Below are 16,794 nucleotides of genomic sequence, written 5' to 3' on the forward strand. Positions count from 1 at the left end.
GCGCGGCTTGCTTATTGCATCGCCCGCGCAAACTGGGCCGCGTCGCTGCCGACGATCAGGTGCAAGGTATTCGCACTGACCCGCATCACGGCCGTGGCACCCGCCTTGATGGCGGCCGCTTCGTCAAACTTGGCGGCGTCGGTCAGCTGCACGCGTAGGCGGGTGTAGGCCACCGCTTCCAGGCTGTGCAGATTGGCCTTGCCGCCCAAGGCGACCAGCAGCGGCGTCGCGGCTTCGCTCACCCAGGGGGCGATGGCCAGATCAGCGGCAGCGGCGGCAACGGTTTGGGGTGCTGGTGTGGCGGCTGCAACCGGACTTTCGGCCTCCGCCCCGGCGACCTTGAGATAGTCCTCCATCTCGCCCTTGAGGTTCTCCGCCAAGGGGCCAAAAATCGCTTGAACGCCATTGCCAACGACGACCACGCCCGCTGCGCCCAGCGCCTTGAGCCGGGCCTGGTCGACCATGGCGGGGGTTTTGACGGCGATGCGCAGCCGCGTGATGCAGGCATCCAGGCTGGCGATATTGCTGCGGCCGCCAAAGGCCAGCACCAGATCGAGCGCCCGGCCATGCTGGCCGGCACTGGCGGCTGGCGTTGCCGCGCCCTCAACCTCGTCTTCACGCCCCGGTGTCTTGAGATTGAACTTGACGATCACAAAGCGGAACACGCCGTAATAGATGGCCGCGTAGATTGGCCCCAGCACAAACACATACCAGGCGTTTTGGGCCTTGCCACCGATCACGTTGAACATCAAAAAGTCGATGCCGCCCTGCGAAAACGTGAAGCCCATATGCATGTTCAGGCTGTTGGCGACAAACTGCGCCGAAGCGGCCAGGCAGGCGTGCAGGAAGTACAGCACCGGAGCCACGAACAGGAAGGCAAATTCAATCGGCTCGGTGATGCCAGTCAAAAAAGACGTTAGCGCCGCCGACAGCATGATCCCGCCCACGGCCAGCCTCTTCTCGGGCTTGGCGGTGTGCCAAATCGCGATCGCCGCAGCGGGCAGGCCGAACATCTTGAACAGGAAGGCGCCGGCCAGAATGCCGGCCGTCGGGTCGCCGGCAAAGAAGCGGTTGATGTCGCCGCTGACGACCTTGCCGCTGACATCGGTGAAGGAGCCCATTTCAAAAAAGAAGGGCACATTCCAGATGTGGTGCAGGCCGAAGGGAATCAACAGGCGCTCGAAGAAGCCATAGGTCGTCGCTGCGGTGGTGGGGTCACTGACCGCCGCCCAATGCGAAAACGCCTTGATGGCGCCACCGACGGGGGGCCAGACGATGGACAAAACGGCACCCAAAGCAATCGCGCCGAGCGCCGTCACGATGGGCACGAAGCGCTTGCCGGCAAAGAAAGCCAGGTAGGCCGGCAGCGAAATCCGGTAATAGCGATTGAACATCATCGCCGCCAAGCCACCGGCCAAAATGCCGCCAAAGACGCCGGTTTGAATCGAGGGCAGGCCCATGATCATGTCGGGCTTGAGCCCCAGAATGCCGGCCATAACGCCCAGCGTCACCGTCATCACGAGGAAGCCGATGGTGGCGGCAATCGCCGCCACGCCGTCGTTCTCGGTAAAGCCCAGCGCCACGCCGATGGCGAAGATCAGCGGCAGGTTGCCGAAGATCACATCGCCGGCGCTCTTCATCAGCAGCAATATTGCCAAAGCCAGCGTATTGCTGGTGTGGAAATCGGTCGCACCCAGGCCCAGCAGCAAGCCCGCCACGGGCAGCACCGCGACCGGCATCATCAGCGACTTGCCGACCTTTTGCAGCACGGAAAAAGCATTTTGAAACATGGTTGAAGTCTCTCTATCTGTCGTTTTTCTAATTCAGTTACTCGGCGAATGCCGCCAAACGGGCGCGCACTTCACTGGCCGTAGCCAAGAGCAAGACCTCTTGCGCCAGCGCTTGGCAGGCGGCCAGCGACAGCCGCTTGACCTGCGCCTTGATCGCGGGGATGGCGGGCACCGAGGCCGACAGCTCCGTAACGCCCAGACCGATCAGCACCGGCACGGCCATGGCGTCGGAGGCCAGGCCGCCACATACGCCGACCCATTTGCCCTGCTTGCGCGCGCCCTCGCAGCTCAGCGCAATCATCTTCAGCACGGCGGGGTGCAGGCCGTCGGCCTTCTTCGCCAGTTGTGGGTGGCCCCGGTCCATCGCCAGCGTGTACTGGGTCAGGTCATTGCTGCCGATGGAGAAGAAATCTGCCTCGCGGGCGAATTGCTCGGCCAACAGCGCGGCAGACGGCACTTCGATCATCAAGCCGACCTTGACCTCAGCCACGCCCAGCGTCGCTTGCTCCTCGGCCAAGATCGCCTTGGCTTCGCGCAACTCCTCCAGCGTCGCGATCATCGGAAACATGATGTGCAACTGCGTCAGCCCTGCGGCGCGCAGGATCGCGCGCAATTGGGTGCGGAACATGGCCGGCTGCGCCAGACTCACGCGCACGCCGCGCAAGCCCAAAAACGGGTTGTCTTCTTTGGGCAAGGGCAAATAGGAAAGGGGCTTGTCGCCGCCGACATCGAGCGTGCGAATCACCAACACGCGCTTCGGGCCCAATGCCTCGGCCACAGCGCAATATTCCTGCGCTTGCTCGTCCTCGCTGGGGGCTGTTTCGCGCTCATCAAAGAGAAATTCGGAACGCAGCAGGCCGACGCCCTCGGCACCGTTGGCGACGCCCTCTCGCGTGTCGGCGGCGTTGCGCACATTCGCCACGACCTCGATGCGATGGCCGTCCAGGGTGATGGCAGGGCTGGCGGCCTGGGCCAGTTCTTCGGCGCGGCGCTCGGCCTGTTGCGCCATGCGCTTGCGCGCGCCGGCGACCTCGTCGGCGCTGGGCGCGCTATGCAAAATGCCTTTGGAGCCGTCCAGCAATACCTGGCTGCCCTCGGCCAAGAGCAGCGCATTGGCGGCGATGCCGCAGATGGCCGGAATGCCGAGCGAACGGGCGAGGATGGCGACATGGCTGGTGGCGCCGCCGGTGGTGGTGCAAAAGCCCAAGACCTTGCTGCGATCCAGCGACGCGGTGTCCGACGGGCTCAATTCCTCGGCGATCAAAATGGAATTTTCCGGCACCACGATGGCCGCCTGCGCCACCCCGGCCAGCAGGGCCAGCACGCGCCGGCCGACGTCGCGGATGTCATTGGCGCGCTCGCGCAGCAGCGCGTTGTTAAGCGCTTCAAGCTGGCCCGCGCTGCGGCCAAAGGCATCGCGCCAAGCGTAGCCTGCGCTATGTCCGGCGCTGATGCCGACGATGGCGGCGTCGAACAAATCGGGGTCTTCAAGCAGCTCTTGGTGGGCAGCAAGAATCTCTCCTTTGGCCGGGTCGGCCAGCGCGAGCTTCAGCGTTTCGAGTTGTTGACCGGCCTCATGCAAAGCCGCCTCCAAGCGAGCGCGTTCGTGCTGGGGCGAGCCGCCGGTTTGCGCCACGGCGATCGCGGCGACACGGTATTGCACGATATGGCCCACCGCCAAGCCGGGCGAGGCCGAGACACCTAGCAGTTCGTGCAGCGATGCGGGGCTCGCCCGCGCCGCCGAGGGGGCCGGCACGGGTGCGGCGGCGGCTGGTGCATCCCCGACCGCCTCGCCACAGCCTTGCGCCAGCAACTGCGCCAAGGCCTTGGCCGCTTCAGCGGCATCCGGCCCGCTGGCCTGGATGTGGACGGCGTCACCCGCCTGGGTGGAAAGCGCCATGATGGCCACCAGCGACTTGGCGTTGGCCGCCTCGGCGCCGCGCACCAAGCGCGTATCGGCGACAAACTTTTTCGCCGCCGCGGCCAGCACGGCGGCGGGTCTGGCGTGCAAGCCCGCAGGGTTGGGCAGTAACACCATGTCCGAACGCACGCTGCTGCCCAGGCTGGCCTCGACTTGCGGGCGGGCGGCAGCCGCCAAGTCCAACACCATCAGCGTGTCCCGGCCGGCCACGACCCTGCCGCGCGCAACCGTCAGGCGGCTCACGCTTTCGCCATTGGCGACAACGATCTGGGTCAGCAGGCTGCGCGCGCTCAGCGCCACGGCGTCGGCATCAAAGCGGATCAGGGCCTGACCCGCCAGCACGTGATCTCCCAGCTTGACCAAGGGCATGAAGCCCGCGCCCTTGAGCAGCACGGTGTCCACACCGATGTGCAGCAAGATCTCCGGCCCCGCGTCCGTCAAGATCGTCAGTGCGTGATGGGCGTCATGCAGCTGGGTGATCTTGCCCGCGACCGGGGCAAGCAGTTCCTCGGACGTGGGATCCAGCGAGATGCCGTCGCCGACCATTTTTTGAGCGAAGACGAGGTCGGGCACCTGTTCGAGTGGCAGCAACACCCCCGAGAGCGGGGCTAGAAGGCGCAATTGTTTGGGTTCAGGACGGTGCATGTCGTGGCGGGTTCCGGGCTTGTCTCAGAGCTATTGCTGGCCGATGAAATGTCCCGGCAGCCGCGTTTCTTTCGAAGGCTCAAGCAGGCAGGTGCTCAAGCATTGAAAGCGCTTTCATTATTATTGTCGCAGTTGCTGACCTGCGGTCAAGTCGTGGCTACCCGCAAGCCCGCTTTTAGTCGCTTGGCCCGCTCAGCGTCGGCGCTTTCAAGGGCAGCACCAGGTGCAGGCGCGTGCCGCTGCCGACGCTGCTGGACAAAGAAATGCTGCCGCCCAGCACGCCGGTCACGAGGTTGTAGACGATGCTCATGCCCAGGCCCGAGCCGCCCTGGCCAAGTTTGGTGGTGAAAAACGGCTCGAACACATGCTCAAGGTCGGCGGCGGCAATGCCGCAGCCGTCGTCGCTGAAGACGATCTCGACTTGCCCCTCTGCCATCAAGCGGCTGCTGATGCGCATGACGCCGCCCTTGCCTTCTGGGAACGCATGGGCGACCGAATTGCTGATGAAGTTGGTAAGTGCCTGGGTCAATGCACCGGGATAACTGTTCATTTGCACGCCCGTGCTGAGATCCAGTTCGACCCGGTGAAGACCTCGATACATTGACGCCAGCATCAGCACCAGTTCCTCGATGGTCGCCTTCAGATCAAAGTCCCGGCGCTGGTCACTCGACTGGTCAACCGCCACATGCTTGAAGCTGGAGATCAGCGCGGCGGCGCGCTCCAGGCTGCGCACCAAAATGTCGGCGCCTTGCTGTATCGACTCCAAGAGCGGAGTGATGCGCGAGCGGCGGGGCCGCTCGGATTCAAATTCGCCCAGCAAGTCATGACTGTGCGCCTCAATGGTGCTGGCCATGGTGAGACCATTGCCGATCGGCGTGTTCAGCTCATGCGCAATGCCGGCCACCAGCGAGCCCAAGGCGGCCATCTTTTCCGAGCGCACCAGTTCCCCCTGCATATTCTTGACGGTGGCCAGCGCTTGCTCAAGATGTAGGGTGCGCTGCGATACGCGTTGTTCCAATTCGGCGTTCAGCTCTCGAATCTCCTGTTCCACCTGGCGCTGCCGGCTGATGTCGATGACCGATACGATGCCAACTCGGCGGCCGCCCGAATCTATCGTTCGCATTGCCAGCAGACAGGTGAAGAGGCTGCCATCTTGGCGCAGCATCTGGGCCTCGAAACCGTCGGCCCCTAGTTGCCGGTCGAGCAAGCCGAGGAAGTCTTGGCGGCATTGCGCGCTCTGCCAGTGCGCTGCATCCAGCGGTGACTTGCCTGTGTATTCGGTTCGCGTATAGGCGAACTGGGTCAGCAAGGCGTCGTTGGCCTCCACCACCTCATGACCATCAATCAAGATCAGCGCCAGGGGCACAGGCGAACGCTGGAACAAGTCCACGAATTTGGATTCACTTTCGCGCAGCAAACCTTCCGATGCTTGCACCCGCCGCATGTGCAACAAGAGGTAGTAGCTCAGCAGCAGGTTGAAGGCAATGAAAACGCCGGAGAACAGCGCCTGGTCCCAGGCTCTTGCCTTCCAGTTGGCGAGGACGGAGTCAAAGTCGCGGCCAAACCCGATCATCAGTGGGAAGCCCCGAATCTTTCGGTAGCTGAGCAGGCGTCGGCGCTCGTCGACCAACAATCCGGCATCCTCGACCGAGCCTTCGATCGGCCCGGCCAGCAAGGCCTTCAATGTCGGGTTGGAGGCCAGATCAAGCTGGGCCGAGCGGGGATCGGCCGGCGAGCGCACGACCACGAAGCCGGAATCGGCAATGAGTTGCACCATCGCCTGATTGTTCTTGGCTACGCTGGCGTAAAAACCGCCGAAGTAGTCAACATTGATCTCGGTACTGATCAGGCCGATATGGCGGCCGCTGCGGTCAAACAGATTGCGGGCCAACGGCAGGATCAATTCGCCATCGATGAAGCGTTTTAGCGGGCGACCAAAAATCAAACCATGGTTTTCTGGATGCTCCAGCAGGAGAGGGATGTAGCTACGCTCCTCCAATGCATATGCCCAGGGTGGGAAATCCATCATGCTGGTCCAGCGCTTGCCATGCAAATTGACGAACTGCAGTGCGTTGGCCCCGCGACTGATCTTCAGCTGTTCGTCAATGATGTTCTGAACGCTGGAATCGATCTCGCTGTCGGTCAGCGAGGCCAAGGAGACGAAGGTGGCTATCGCCTCGAGCTTGGCCGACGCCACGGTCAGGTGCTGGCTCGCATGCTCTTCCAGCAAGCGAGCGATCATCAAGCCGCTTTGCCGCTCAGCATCGATCGTCAGTTGCCTATCTTGGCGAATTGCCCACCAAGTTTGGCCCACGATGCCGACCGACGTGAGCAGCACAAAAATGCTCAACACCTGACCGGCACGGCGCCGCCTTGCAAGCCTGTCGAGTATGTTCGCGCCGATCAATTCTTACCCACCATACTGAGAACCTTGCAGCAAGCCACTGGTTGGAGACGATAGCAGAAGCGCTCGGCCAAGCGTGGCAAAACTAGCGAAAACCTCTGGCGACCAAGGCAAGACGCCGAGCACAATAGGCGGCGCACAACATCATGCAGAGGCGACTCATGAACATTTCTTCGATCAAAGAAAAGGTCAGCGAGCAAGAGTGGCAATTGCGCTGTGACTTGGCCGCTTGCTACCGCCTGGTCGCGCATTACGGCTGGAGCGATCTGGTCTTCACCCATATCAGTGCGCGCCTGCCCGGCCCGGATCGCCACTTTTTGATCAACCCTTACGGCCTGATGTTCGACGAGATCACCGCCTCCAGTCTGGTCAAGGTGGATGAGGGCTGCAACAAGGTGATCGACAGCCCCTTCCCCGTCAACCCGGCCGGTTTTGTCATTCACAGCGCCGTCCACGAGGCCCGCGAGGATGTGCAATGCGTGCTGCACACACACACCCGCGCCGGGGTGGCGGTCAGCGCGCAAGCCGCCGGCATTCTGCCCATCAGCCAGCAGTCGACCTTTGTGCTGGCCTCCCTCGCCTATCACGGCTATCAAGGCGTGGCCTTCCGGCCGGAAGAAAAGCCCAGCCTGCAGGCCGATCTGGGGCAGGCCAACTTCCTGGTGCTGCGCAACCATGGCTTGCTGACGGTGGGCCGCACCATCGCCGATGCCTTCTTGGCCATGTACACCTTTGAGAGCGCCTGCCAGATCCAGATTGGCGCGCAATCCGGCGGCACTGAGCTGACGCAGGTGGACCCGCGCATCGTCGCCGGCACGGCGCAGGCCTTCAAGGTGCAGACTGGCGGCTTGGGTGGCAGCTTTGTCTGGCCTTCCTTGTTGCGCAAGGCGGAGCGGCTTGATCCCGGCTACCGGACCTGAGGCGGGCGGCGGCGGCCGGTGAGCTAGCATCTGCGTTTTTCCGACGATCCGCTTCAGCACATGACCCGCCAACCATTCCCCCGCTTGAAGGCTTCTGCCGCCGCCCTGCTTCTGTTCGGCATGGGGGCGCTTGCGCCAGGGGCACAGGCGAAAGAGGCCGCGCCGCTGCGGCCACAAGTCGCGGCGCCCCTGTCGAGCTTTGATGCCGAGGTGAACACCTTCTTGGCGGCTTACTGGAGAATGTTTCCCGACGCCGCCGTCGCGGCCGGCCGTTATGCCGAAGCAGCCCGCTTGCCGGCGCCGACCGAAGCGCTGCGCAAGCAGCAGCTGGCTTTTGCCGAGCAATGGCTGCAACGCCTCGCCGGCCTGAACAAAAACACCGGCCTGAGTGCCGCTCAAGCCGGCGACCTGCTCTTGCTTGACAACCATCTGCAAGCGCTGCGCTGGAGCCTGACCGAGCTGCGCAGCGACCGCTGGGACCCGACCGAGTACAACGTCGCCGACCCCTTCGCCCAGTTGCTCAACAAGCCCGATTTCGCGCCGCTGCCGCAACGGCTCAAACTGATGGACCAGCGCCTGCGCCAGGTGCCGGCCTATTACCAGGCGGCGCTGGCCAAACTCAGCGAACCCAGCCCCTTGCACTTGAAGTTGGCGATCGAGCAGAACAGTGGCGCGCTGAGCCTGTTTCGCGATGACATTCCAAGGGCGATAAAGCAAGCTGGTTTGAAGCCCGCCGAGGCTGCCGCGATCACCGCACATAACGCCAAGGCGCTGAGTGCATTGGAGGAGTTCATTGCCGGGCTGCAGAAGATCGAAAAAGCCCAGGCCGGCGCGGGCCGCAGCTTCCGCCTCGGCAAGGCCTTGTTCGAGCAGAAGTTTGCCTACGAGATCCAGGCCAGCGTCGATGCTCAGACCTTGTACCAGCGCGCCCTTGCCGAGAAGGAGGCCTTGTTGCAGCGCATGAGCGCCTACGCCGACCAGCTCTGGCCGCAGTGCTTGGCCGGCGAAGCGGTGCCGGCCGATCGCTCCGACAAGATCGCCCGCGTGATCGCCAAGTTGTCCGAACGCCATGTGGCGCCGGAGCGTTTTGTCGAGGACATCAAGGCGCAGATACCGGCGCTGGAAAAGTGGGTGGTCGAACATGATCTGTTGACGCTGGACCCAAGCCGGCCGCTGGTGGTGCGCGAGACGCCGACCTATATGCGCGGCGTGGCCGGTGCCTCGATCAGCGCGCCCGGCTTGATGGACCCCAAGGGCGTCACCTATTACAACGTCGACCCGCTGGACAAATACACACCCGAACAGGCCGAGTCCTTCCTGCGTGAATACAACCATTGGGTGCTGCAGGTCTTGAATATCCATGAGGCGATTCCTGGTCATTACGTGCAGCTGCTCTACTCGAACAAATCGCCTTCCAAGGTCAAGGCCTTGTTCGGCAACGGCGCGATGGTCGAAGGCTGGGCGGTCTATGCCGAACGCATGATGATGGAAAGCGGTTGGGGCGCGGTCGACGGCAAACCAAGCGCCGAAATGGGGCTGATGTATGCCAAATGGAATTTGCGCGTGGTCAGCAATGCGATCCTCGACTACAGCGTGCATGTCTTGGGGATGAGCGAGGCCGAGGCGATGAATCTGCTGCAGCGTGAGGCCTTTCAGTCGCATACCGAGGCGACCGAGAAGTGGCACCGGGCGCAGGTCAGCTCCACCCAACTGAGCAGTTACTTCGCCGGCTTCTCGGAAATCCTGGCGCTGCGCGAGGCGCTCAAGGCCAAGCAAGGGAGCGACTTCAAGTTGAAGGCCTTCCACGAGGAATTCCTCAGCCATGGCAGCGCGCCGGTGCGCATGGTGCAAAAATTAATGTTGGGACAGTAGAAGTTGATGAAGAACATGAGCTTGCAATTCAGAGCGGCCACGACGGCCGATATCCCCGCGATGTCGGCGATTCGCCTGGCCGTACGCGAGAACGTCTTGAACAACCCGGCGCGGGTGACGACGCAGATGTATGAGGACTATCTGGAGCGGCTGGGGCGCGGTTGGGTCTGTGAGCAGGACGGCGAAATCATCGGTTTTTCCTACGCCGAAATGGCCGATGGCTCGATCTGGGCCTTGTTTGTCAGCCCGGACAAAGAGGGCCTCGGAGCGGGCGCGCCTTTGCTGAAGCTGGCCACCGAGTGGCTGTTCAGTCAGGGGCACCCAACCGTGACGCTGGGCACCGCAGCCAACACGCGCGCCGACCGCTTCTATCTCGCGCAGGGCTGGACGCGCGGCGAGATGAAGGACGCCGTCGAGGTGTTCTACACGTTGCGCGCCCCGGTCTAGGCAGGAACAGCAAGATGGCTTGGCTGATCATCAAATACCTGCTCAGCGCGGCCGTGGTGGTGGCGGTGTCGGAGTTCGCCAAGCGCAGCGACAAGCTCGGCGGCCTGATCGCCGCGCTGCCGCTGATCACCTTGCTGGCGCTGATCTGGCTGCAGCTGGAGAAGCAGCCGATGGAGAAGATCGCCAACCACGCGCGCTACACCTTCTGGTATGTGATCCCGACGCTGCCGATGTTTCTGCTCTTCCCGTGGCTGCTGCCGCGGCTGGGGTTCTGGATCAGCTTGGCCCTCAGTGCGGTCTTCACGGTGCTTTGCTTTGGCGCCTTCGCGCTGATCATGCGCCGCTTCGGGATCGAGTTACTTTGAGATGAATTTCAAGGCGTGCCCATCGCCTCGCGCCAGCGCATCGCCGCATGGATGCGGGTGCGGGCGCTGGGGTGGTCGAAGAAGATGATTTCCTCCATCGGACCGGGATCGGGCTTGCGGTATTCCGCCAGCTTGAGCAGCACCTCGGACATGCCGTGCGGTTCACGCGCCAGGTTCAGGCCGAAGTAGTCCGCCTCCATCTCGGCGCTGCGGCTCATGCTGTTGATCAGCGGCGTGCCCACAAACATGAATACCGAAAAGAGCGCGAGCAAGAGCGGCAAGCCGGCCACATCGCCGACACCGCCCAGGCCCCAGTCGCTGCCATGACGCGACAAGACCTTGTTCATCCCCCATTGAGTGAACAAAAAGCCTGCGAGCAAGAGCAGGGTTATTTCAATCAGCATCTTGACGACATGGTTGAGCACGTAATGACCCAGCTCATGGCCCATCACCGCGCGTATCTCGGCCTCCGAACTGCGCCGCAATAAATTGTCATTCAGGCGCACCGCCGCGCTGCCGAACAGGCCGGCCACATTGGCGCTGACGCGGGTGGTCTGGCGTGAGGCGTCGAACTCGTAAATATTGTCGGCCGGCACGCCATTGGCCTTAGCCATTTTCAGCACGGCGGCCTTGATCGGCCCGTCTTCGACCGGTTTGTAGGTATTGAACAGCGGCTCGATCAGGATAGGCCCGAGCAGCAGCATGACGGCCAGCAGCGCGGTCGAGGTCAGCGTGCCCCAGAGCCACCAGCGCTCGCCGGCGCGGCGTATCACCGCATACAACGTCGCCACGACCAGGCCGCCTATCAGCATCGAGACGCCCAAACCGATCAGCTGTTCGCCGAACCAGGGGCCAAAGGTCTGCGTCGCCATGCCGTAAGCATGTTCGCGCACAAAGCCTTGGTAGATCGTCAGCGGCAGCGACAAAGCCCAGGCCACCAGCATATAGACGGAGCCATAGATTGCGTCACGCGCAAAGGCCTTGCGGCCAACGCCTTTGGCCCAGTCGCGCAGCCGCGCCGAGCTGCGGCCGCGCAGCATCAGCCCGGCGACAGCCAAGCCGAGCAGCAAGTTCCACAGCTGCAACCAGTAGCCACCTTCGAAGTAGGCGTTCGAGCGCGCCACCACGTCGGCCGGCAGTCGATCCAGATAGGCTTGCGTCGCGGCCTCGGCGTCGCGCGGCAAGCCGGCCTGCCAGCCGGGCTCGACCGCGCTGATGTGGAACTTTGCCAGGGCGGGCGCCGCCGCCGTTACTGTCACTGCCTCGGCGGGCGCGGCGCCAGCTCCCGTCAAGAGACCAAACGCCAGCAGCGCGCCGAAACCTTGCTTGAGCAGCTTCGCGCGCATGGCCTTATTGCGGCCTGTAGCTGACGTCCAGACGATAGCTGCTGGCCTTGTAGCCAATCAGCTGCACGTAGACATCGCCGTTCGCCGCAACGTTGACGCTGCAGCTCTCGGTCGAGCTGCCGCCATCGGACTTGCAGTCATAACTGCCGCTGCTGGCGGGTGCGCCGATCTTGACATACACATCAACGTCACCGGTACCCACCGTGCTGGCCTTGAGCGAGCCGCCGGCCTTGACCTTGAAGGGGCCGAAGCTCTTGTTCTCGTTCAAGGCCAGGCTGCCCTTGAAGGATTCGACCTTGTCCGGTGGCGGCGCGGTGCCGGGGCCATCGGTGCCCAACTCCACCGCGTAGGCCAGGCCCATGCGGGCGAACTTGAGCGAGTGCTCGGCCTGGTTGCCGCTGTTGGCATAGGTGTCGTTGGCGGTGTGAATGAAGGGGTTGTCCTGGGTGAAGGCGGCCTCGAACGGCATCGATGTGGCGAAGCCCTGCGCATTCCACGAGGCATGATCCGAGCAGGCATAGCCGCACTTGTCGCTGCCAATCTGCAAGGTCGGCAGATAGGTCTGGATCAAGCGGGTGACGAAGTCGTTCTGGCCGCCGTCGGTGTAGTCGGTATAGATGTAAATGTCTTTGGGCGAGCCCATATAGTTGGTCATGTCCAGCTGCATCACGCCGACCACATTGACGCCGAAACTTGCGTAGTTCTGGGCGATCTCTTGCGAGCCACGCAGACCCACCTCCTCGGCGGCATAGGCCATGAACTTCAGCGTGCGCCGGGGCTTGTAGTTAGCGTTCATCAACACGCGCAGAATTTCGGTCAGGCTGGCCACGCCCGATGCATCATCGTCGGCGCCCGGAGCGATGGTGGTCTCGGTGGTGCCGTTCTTGTTGATCGAATCCAGATGCGCGCCCAGCACCACCACTTCGCGGGCGTTGTCGCTGCCGCGAATGGTCAGGATGACAGACTTTTGCGCCCAGTTCGGGTGACTGAATTGCTCCACCGTGACGTCGCTGCGCCCGGCGGCGATATTGGTCCAGCGCTGCGTCAACCAGCTTGAGGCGCTGACGCCGCCGGCGGTCTTGTAATACCGATTGGTGAAGGCGGACAGATCCAGTATGGTCTGGCCAATATTGCTGGATTGCATCTGCGCCAACAGCGGTGTCAGCGTCGCCTGCTCGTCAATCACATAGCTGGGGCGGGTCACTCGCGATGGCCGGTTAGCGACGATGGCGTGCGACTGCAGATTGGCCAGGCCAGCCTGCTTGTTCGGGTGATACATAAAACCGCCGCAGCGGTTCAGCTCTTCGTGTACCGAGCCGGACAAAGCGGCAAGCAGATCTTCGTCAACTTCGACCAAGTGAATGGTTTCGACCTTGCTGGCGACCTTGCCGGCCACGCGGCCCGACTTTGCCGTCACCGGCTCACTTTGCGCCGACGCTGTGCTCGCGACCGCAATGCTGGCGGGCGCATGTTTTTTGAGCTGGGCAAAGGCGGCGTCGCCAAGGCTGATCCAGACCTTCTCGCCGGCCTGGGCGGCGGGGCTGGCGGCCAACAACAATCCGGCAGCGATGGCGGCCAGAGCGCCAAATTTTGGATGACGACGCATGTGATTCTTTCCCTGTAGGTTTTTGTCTGATTCGGGCCGACCTGCGACGCCGGTGGCTGGATGGCCAAGCGTGGAGGCCCGTTCGGTGTTGCCCCGGCTGGTAAGCAAGGACCGCCGGATGTTAGAGCGCGGTAGAAGGACGAGAGAGAGGGTTTTCGTCAGGCGCTTGGAGCAGCCTCGGGTGAGGGCGTAAGGGTTGCTACCTGCGTGGTGAGGGGCTGGCGCGCGCGGTTGACGCCCGCAATGGCCGCACCTACAGGCAGGTGGCCAGGGCCAATACCCAGCGACGCGGCTTGGACGGGGTGAATGCCCGAGGTCGAGGCGAAGCAATGCCGCTGTTGATCGGCCAGCAAGGACATGCAATAAAGAGGCATGGTGACACCGAGAGGAATGACGCTCTCGGTGACTCGCAGCCGGCCCAGCTAAACCCGAATCTGCTCGGGTGCCATGTACTGCTGCAGATAGGCGTCGAAGGGCAATTGGTCGGCCGCCTCGATCGCTTGTTGCGCCGCCACCGAATCCCGCGCCTGGGCCGCAAACTTCTGTGCCATCGCCTCGCTATAGGGCAGGGCCAGCAGAAACTCGCGGGTTTGCTCGGACTGCTGGCGCATGAAGTCGACATAGCGATTGTCGAAGTCGCGCGCCATCGTGCTCAAGACCCGCGCCGACGGCGTGCTGTCGGGCTCGGCCAGCGTGCGCCTTGCGGCGGCCAGCGCCTCGGCATGGGCTGGGCTTCCTTGTGCCTGGTCCAGCAGCGCTGCCATTGGCTCGCATTGATCCAGCAGCTCGGCGCCCCATTCGCTCATCAGCCGGCGGCCACCGGGCGCCGCTGCGTCTAGCAGTTGCAGGCCGGGCTCGCGGCCGCGCTCGGCCACCAGATGCTGGTTCTCACCCAGCGCGGCGATCTCGGCGGTCGAGTCGGCCGGGCTGGCGCTCATCAGGCAATGCAGCAGAAAGACATCCAGAAAGCGCGCGGTCTGGGCGGTGATGCCGACGGGCACAAAGGGGTCGAGGTCCATGCAGCGCACTTCGACATATTCGACGCCGCGTTCGCGCAGCGCATGCAGTGGGCGCTCACCACTGCGCACCACGCGCTTGGGGCGGATGGTGCCGTAGAACTCGTTCTCGATCTGCAGCAAGCTGGTGCTGAGCTGGTTGTAGTCGCCACCCGGGTTGCGCACGCCAATCGCCGCATAGGGCGGGTAGGGCCGGGTCAGTGCCTCCTGCAGTGAGTCGGCGTAACTGCTCAGGCAGTTGTAGCTGACCGCCAGCGCCGATTGCGCGTCGCTTTGATAGCCCAGGCGACCCATGCGCAGCGAGGTCGCGTGCGGCAGGTAGAGGCTATGGTCGCCGAACTTTTGCAGGCGGTGCTGGCGGCCCTCGACAAAGCTTGAGCTCAGCGCCGGCGAGGCCCCGAACAGATAGAGCAGCAAGAAGGAATGGCGGCGGAAGTTGCGGATCAGCGCAAAGTATTGCTCGCTTGTGACGCCCGGCATCGACCAGTTGTAGTGGATGCCCGAGATCGTCTGCATGCGCCGCCCATAGCGCTGGCCCAGGCCCATGCGGTAGACGCTTTTGGAGCGGCCGACATTGGATTTGCCGTAGCGGCCGAGCGGGATGGTCTCGTCGGTCGGCAATTCGCAAGGCATCGAGCCGACCCACAGGCGCTCGGCTTCCTGCCCGCAGCCAAGATCCTGCATCACCTTGTACACGCCTTGATGCACCTCGGTCAGCTCGGCCAGGCAGGCTTCCACGTCGCCATGCACGCCGGTGATCAATTCAACCTGCGACTCGCTGTAGTCGGTGGTGATATGGGGGTGGGTCAGCGCCGAGCCGAGGGCGGCCGGGTGGGGTGTGAGTGCAAGCTGGCCATTGGGCCTTGCGCGCAGGCTTTCTTTCTCGATGCCGCGGCGAATGCCGCTTAAGTCGGCCGTAGCGATGGCGCTCGCCTTGACGCCTTGTGTATGTTCGCTCATCCGTTTTCCGTCCAATTCAGCAACTACTTCATTTGTTAGCCGCGCACGGTAACAGACGCGGGCTAGACCTGTCTTGAGCGGGGCTGATCTTAATGTGGAAGACATTGCCGCCTCGGCGACAGGCCAGCGCTTAAAGCTGGGCCACACTGCGTGTCTGCCGGCCAATCAAGGATGTTTGATGATGAACTTCGACTACAGCCCCAAGGTGCAAGAAATGCAGGCGCGCTTGCTGGCGTTTTTTGACGCGCATATCTACCCGAATGAGCGTCGCTTCTTCGCCGAGGTCGAGGCGAACCGGCGCGCCGGCAATGCCTGGGTGCCGACGAAACTGATCGAAGAGCTGAAGCCGCTGGCGCGTGCCGCCGGGCTGTGGAATCTGTTTCTGCCCAAATCGAGTCGGGCGCCCGAGGGCTTGTCCAACCTCGAATATGCACCGCTGTGCGAGATCATGGGTCGGGTGTCCTGGGCCGCCGAGGTGTTCAATTGCTCGGCGCCCGACACCGGCAATATGGAAACCATTGAGCGCTACGGCAGCGAGGCCCACAAGAGCGCGTGGCTGGAGCCGCTGCTGCGAGGCGAGATGCGCTCGGCCTTTTTGATGACCGAACCCGAGGTGGCGTCCAGCGACGCGACCAATATCCAATGCCGGATCGAGCGCGATGGCGATGACTATGTGATCAACGGGACGAAATGGTGGTCGTCCGGCGCCGGCGACCCGCGTTGCGCGATCTATATCGTGATGGGCAAGACCAACCCGGAGGCCGGCCGACATGAGCAGCAGGCGATGGTGTTGGTGCCGGCCAACACGCCCGGCATCACGGTGCTGCGACCCTTGAGCGTGTTCGGCTATGACGATGCACCGCATGGCCATATGGAGCTGCGGCTGAGCAATGTGCGGGTGCCGGCCAGCAATATCTTGCTGGGCGAAGGGCGTGGCTTCGAGATTGCGCAGGGGCGCCTCGGCCCCGGCCGCATCCACCATTGCATGCGCAGCATCGGCGCGGCCGAGCGGGCGCTGCAGCTGATGTGTGAACGCGCGATCGCGCGGGTCGCCTTCGGCAAGACCATCGCCCAGCAGACCGTCACGCAGGAGCGTATTGCCGAGGCGCGCTGCAGCATCGAGCAGGCCCGCCTGCTGACGCTGAAGGCCGCTTACATGATGGACACGGTCGGTAACAAGGGTGCCAAGGCCGAGATCGCGATGATCAAGATCGTCGCCCCGAATATGGCCTTGAAGGTGATCGATTGGGCGATCCAGGTCTACGGCGGCATGGGCGTCAGCGACGACACGCCGCTGGCGATGATGTGGGCGCACCAGCGCACGCTGCGCCTGGCCGACGGGCCCGATGAAGTCCACCGTAACTCGCTCGCCAAGCTGGAGCTGGCAAGGCATATGGCCATGCCGGGCGAAGTCAGCATGCCGGTGACGCGCGGAAGCTAAGGGTTAACGCTTCCATCTTTTGGGGGTGCTATCCAGAAAGCGGGGGTTTGCTTTAGGCTAG

General features: G+C 63.2%; 12 protein-coding genes. 5 read left to right on the top strand and 7 right to left on the bottom strand.

The features are described from left to right. Positions 1-11 precede the first annotated feature (11 nt). The 3 genes from ptsG to LNV07_RS23965 all read right to left on the bottom strand — a co-directional run bounded on the left by ptsG (position 12) and on the right by LNV07_RS23965 (position 6,763). Positions 12-1,790 carry a PTS glucose transporter subunit IIBC gene (gene ptsG / locus LNV07_RS23955; RefSeq protein WP_263573722.1) on the bottom strand — a complete coding sequence of 593 codons (1,779 nt, stop codon included), beginning with the start codon at positions 1,788-1,790 and terminating at the stop codon, positions 12-14. Positions 1,791-1,827: 37 nt separating this feature from the next. Further along, positions 1,828-4,356 carry a phosphoenolpyruvate--protein phosphotransferase gene (gene ptsP / locus LNV07_RS23960; RefSeq protein ID WP_263573723.1) on the bottom strand — a complete coding sequence of 843 codons (2,529 nt, stop codon included), beginning with the start codon at positions 4,354-4,356 and terminating at the stop codon, positions 1,828-1,830. A gap of 175 nt (positions 4,357-4,531) precedes the next feature. Beyond that, positions 4,532-6,763 (bottom strand): ATP-binding protein, encoded by a 2,232-nt coding sequence (locus LNV07_RS23965; RefSeq protein ID WP_263573724.1) that lies wholly within the window; start codon positions 6,761-6,763, stop codon positions 4,532-4,534. Between the two features lie 158 nt (positions 6,764-6,921). Here LNV07_RS23965 and LNV07_RS23970 point away from each other — a divergent pair, with 158 nt between their 5' ends. From LNV07_RS23970 to LNV07_RS23985, 4 genes are read left to right on the top strand one after another with little or no spacing between them, the layout of a single operon-like run. Then, positions 6,922-7,680 carry a class II aldolase/adducin family protein gene (locus LNV07_RS23970; RefSeq protein WP_397545599.1) on the top strand — a complete coding sequence of 253 codons (759 nt, stop codon included), beginning with the start codon at positions 6,922-6,924 and terminating at the stop codon, positions 7,678-7,680. A 60-nt stretch (positions 7,681-7,740) separates the two neighbouring features. Beyond that, positions 7,741-9,552, top strand: coding sequence for a DUF885 domain-containing protein (locus LNV07_RS23975; RefSeq protein ID WP_263573726.1), 1,812 nt, complete (start codon positions 7,741-7,743; stop codon positions 9,550-9,552). 6 nt (positions 9,553-9,558) lie between these two features. Further along, positions 9,559-9,999, top strand: coding sequence for a GNAT family N-acetyltransferase (locus LNV07_RS23980; RefSeq protein WP_263573727.1), 441 nt, complete (start codon positions 9,559-9,561; stop codon positions 9,997-9,999). 14 nt (positions 10,000-10,013) lie between these two features. Beyond that, positions 10,014-10,364 carry a DUF3147 family protein gene (locus LNV07_RS23985; RefSeq protein ID WP_263573728.1) on the top strand — a complete coding sequence of 117 codons (351 nt, stop codon included), beginning with the start codon at positions 10,014-10,016 and terminating at the stop codon, positions 10,362-10,364. Between the two features lie 8 nt (positions 10,365-10,372). On the opposite strand, the gene LNV07_RS23990 is transcribed toward LNV07_RS23985, so the two are convergent. From LNV07_RS23990 to gshA, 4 genes are all read right to left on the bottom strand, one after another. After that, positions 10,373-11,710: a M48 family metallopeptidase gene (locus LNV07_RS23990; protein ID WP_263573729.1), complete on the bottom strand. Its 1,338-nt coding sequence runs from the start codon at positions 11,708-11,710 to the stop codon at positions 10,373-10,375. A 4-nt stretch (positions 11,711-11,714) separates the two neighbouring features. After that, a complete protein-coding gene (locus LNV07_RS23995; RefSeq protein WP_263573730.1) occupies positions 11,715-13,316 on the bottom strand; it encodes a M20/M25/M40 family metallo-hydrolase in 1,602 nt (533 codons plus the stop codon). A gap of 158 nt (positions 13,317-13,474) precedes the next feature. Beyond that, positions 13,475-13,690 (bottom strand): hypothetical protein, encoded by a 216-nt coding sequence (locus LNV07_RS24000; RefSeq protein ID WP_263573731.1) that lies wholly within the window; start codon positions 13,688-13,690, stop codon positions 13,475-13,477. Positions 13,691-13,738: 48 nt separating this feature from the next. Then, positions 13,739-15,292: a glutamate--cysteine ligase gene (gshA, locus tag LNV07_RS24005; RefSeq protein ID WP_263573732.1), complete on the bottom strand. Its 1,554-nt coding sequence runs from the start codon at positions 15,290-15,292 to the stop codon at positions 13,739-13,741. Positions 15,293-15,473: 181 nt separating this feature from the next. On the opposite strand from gshA, the gene LNV07_RS24010 reads away from it, so the two are divergent. Next, the gene (locus LNV07_RS24010; protein ID WP_263573763.1) at positions 15,474-16,733 is read left to right on the top strand and encodes an acyl-CoA dehydrogenase family protein; all 1,260 of its coding nucleotides are present in this window, start codon (positions 15,474-15,476) and stop codon (positions 16,731-16,733) included. Positions 16,734-16,794: the final 61 nt, after the last annotated feature.

This window comes from Roseateles oligotrophus (genome assembly GCF_025717515.1).
Lineage (GTDB): Bacteria > Pseudomonadota > Gammaproteobacteria > Burkholderiales > Burkholderiaceae_C > Paucibacter_A > Paucibacter_A oligotrophus.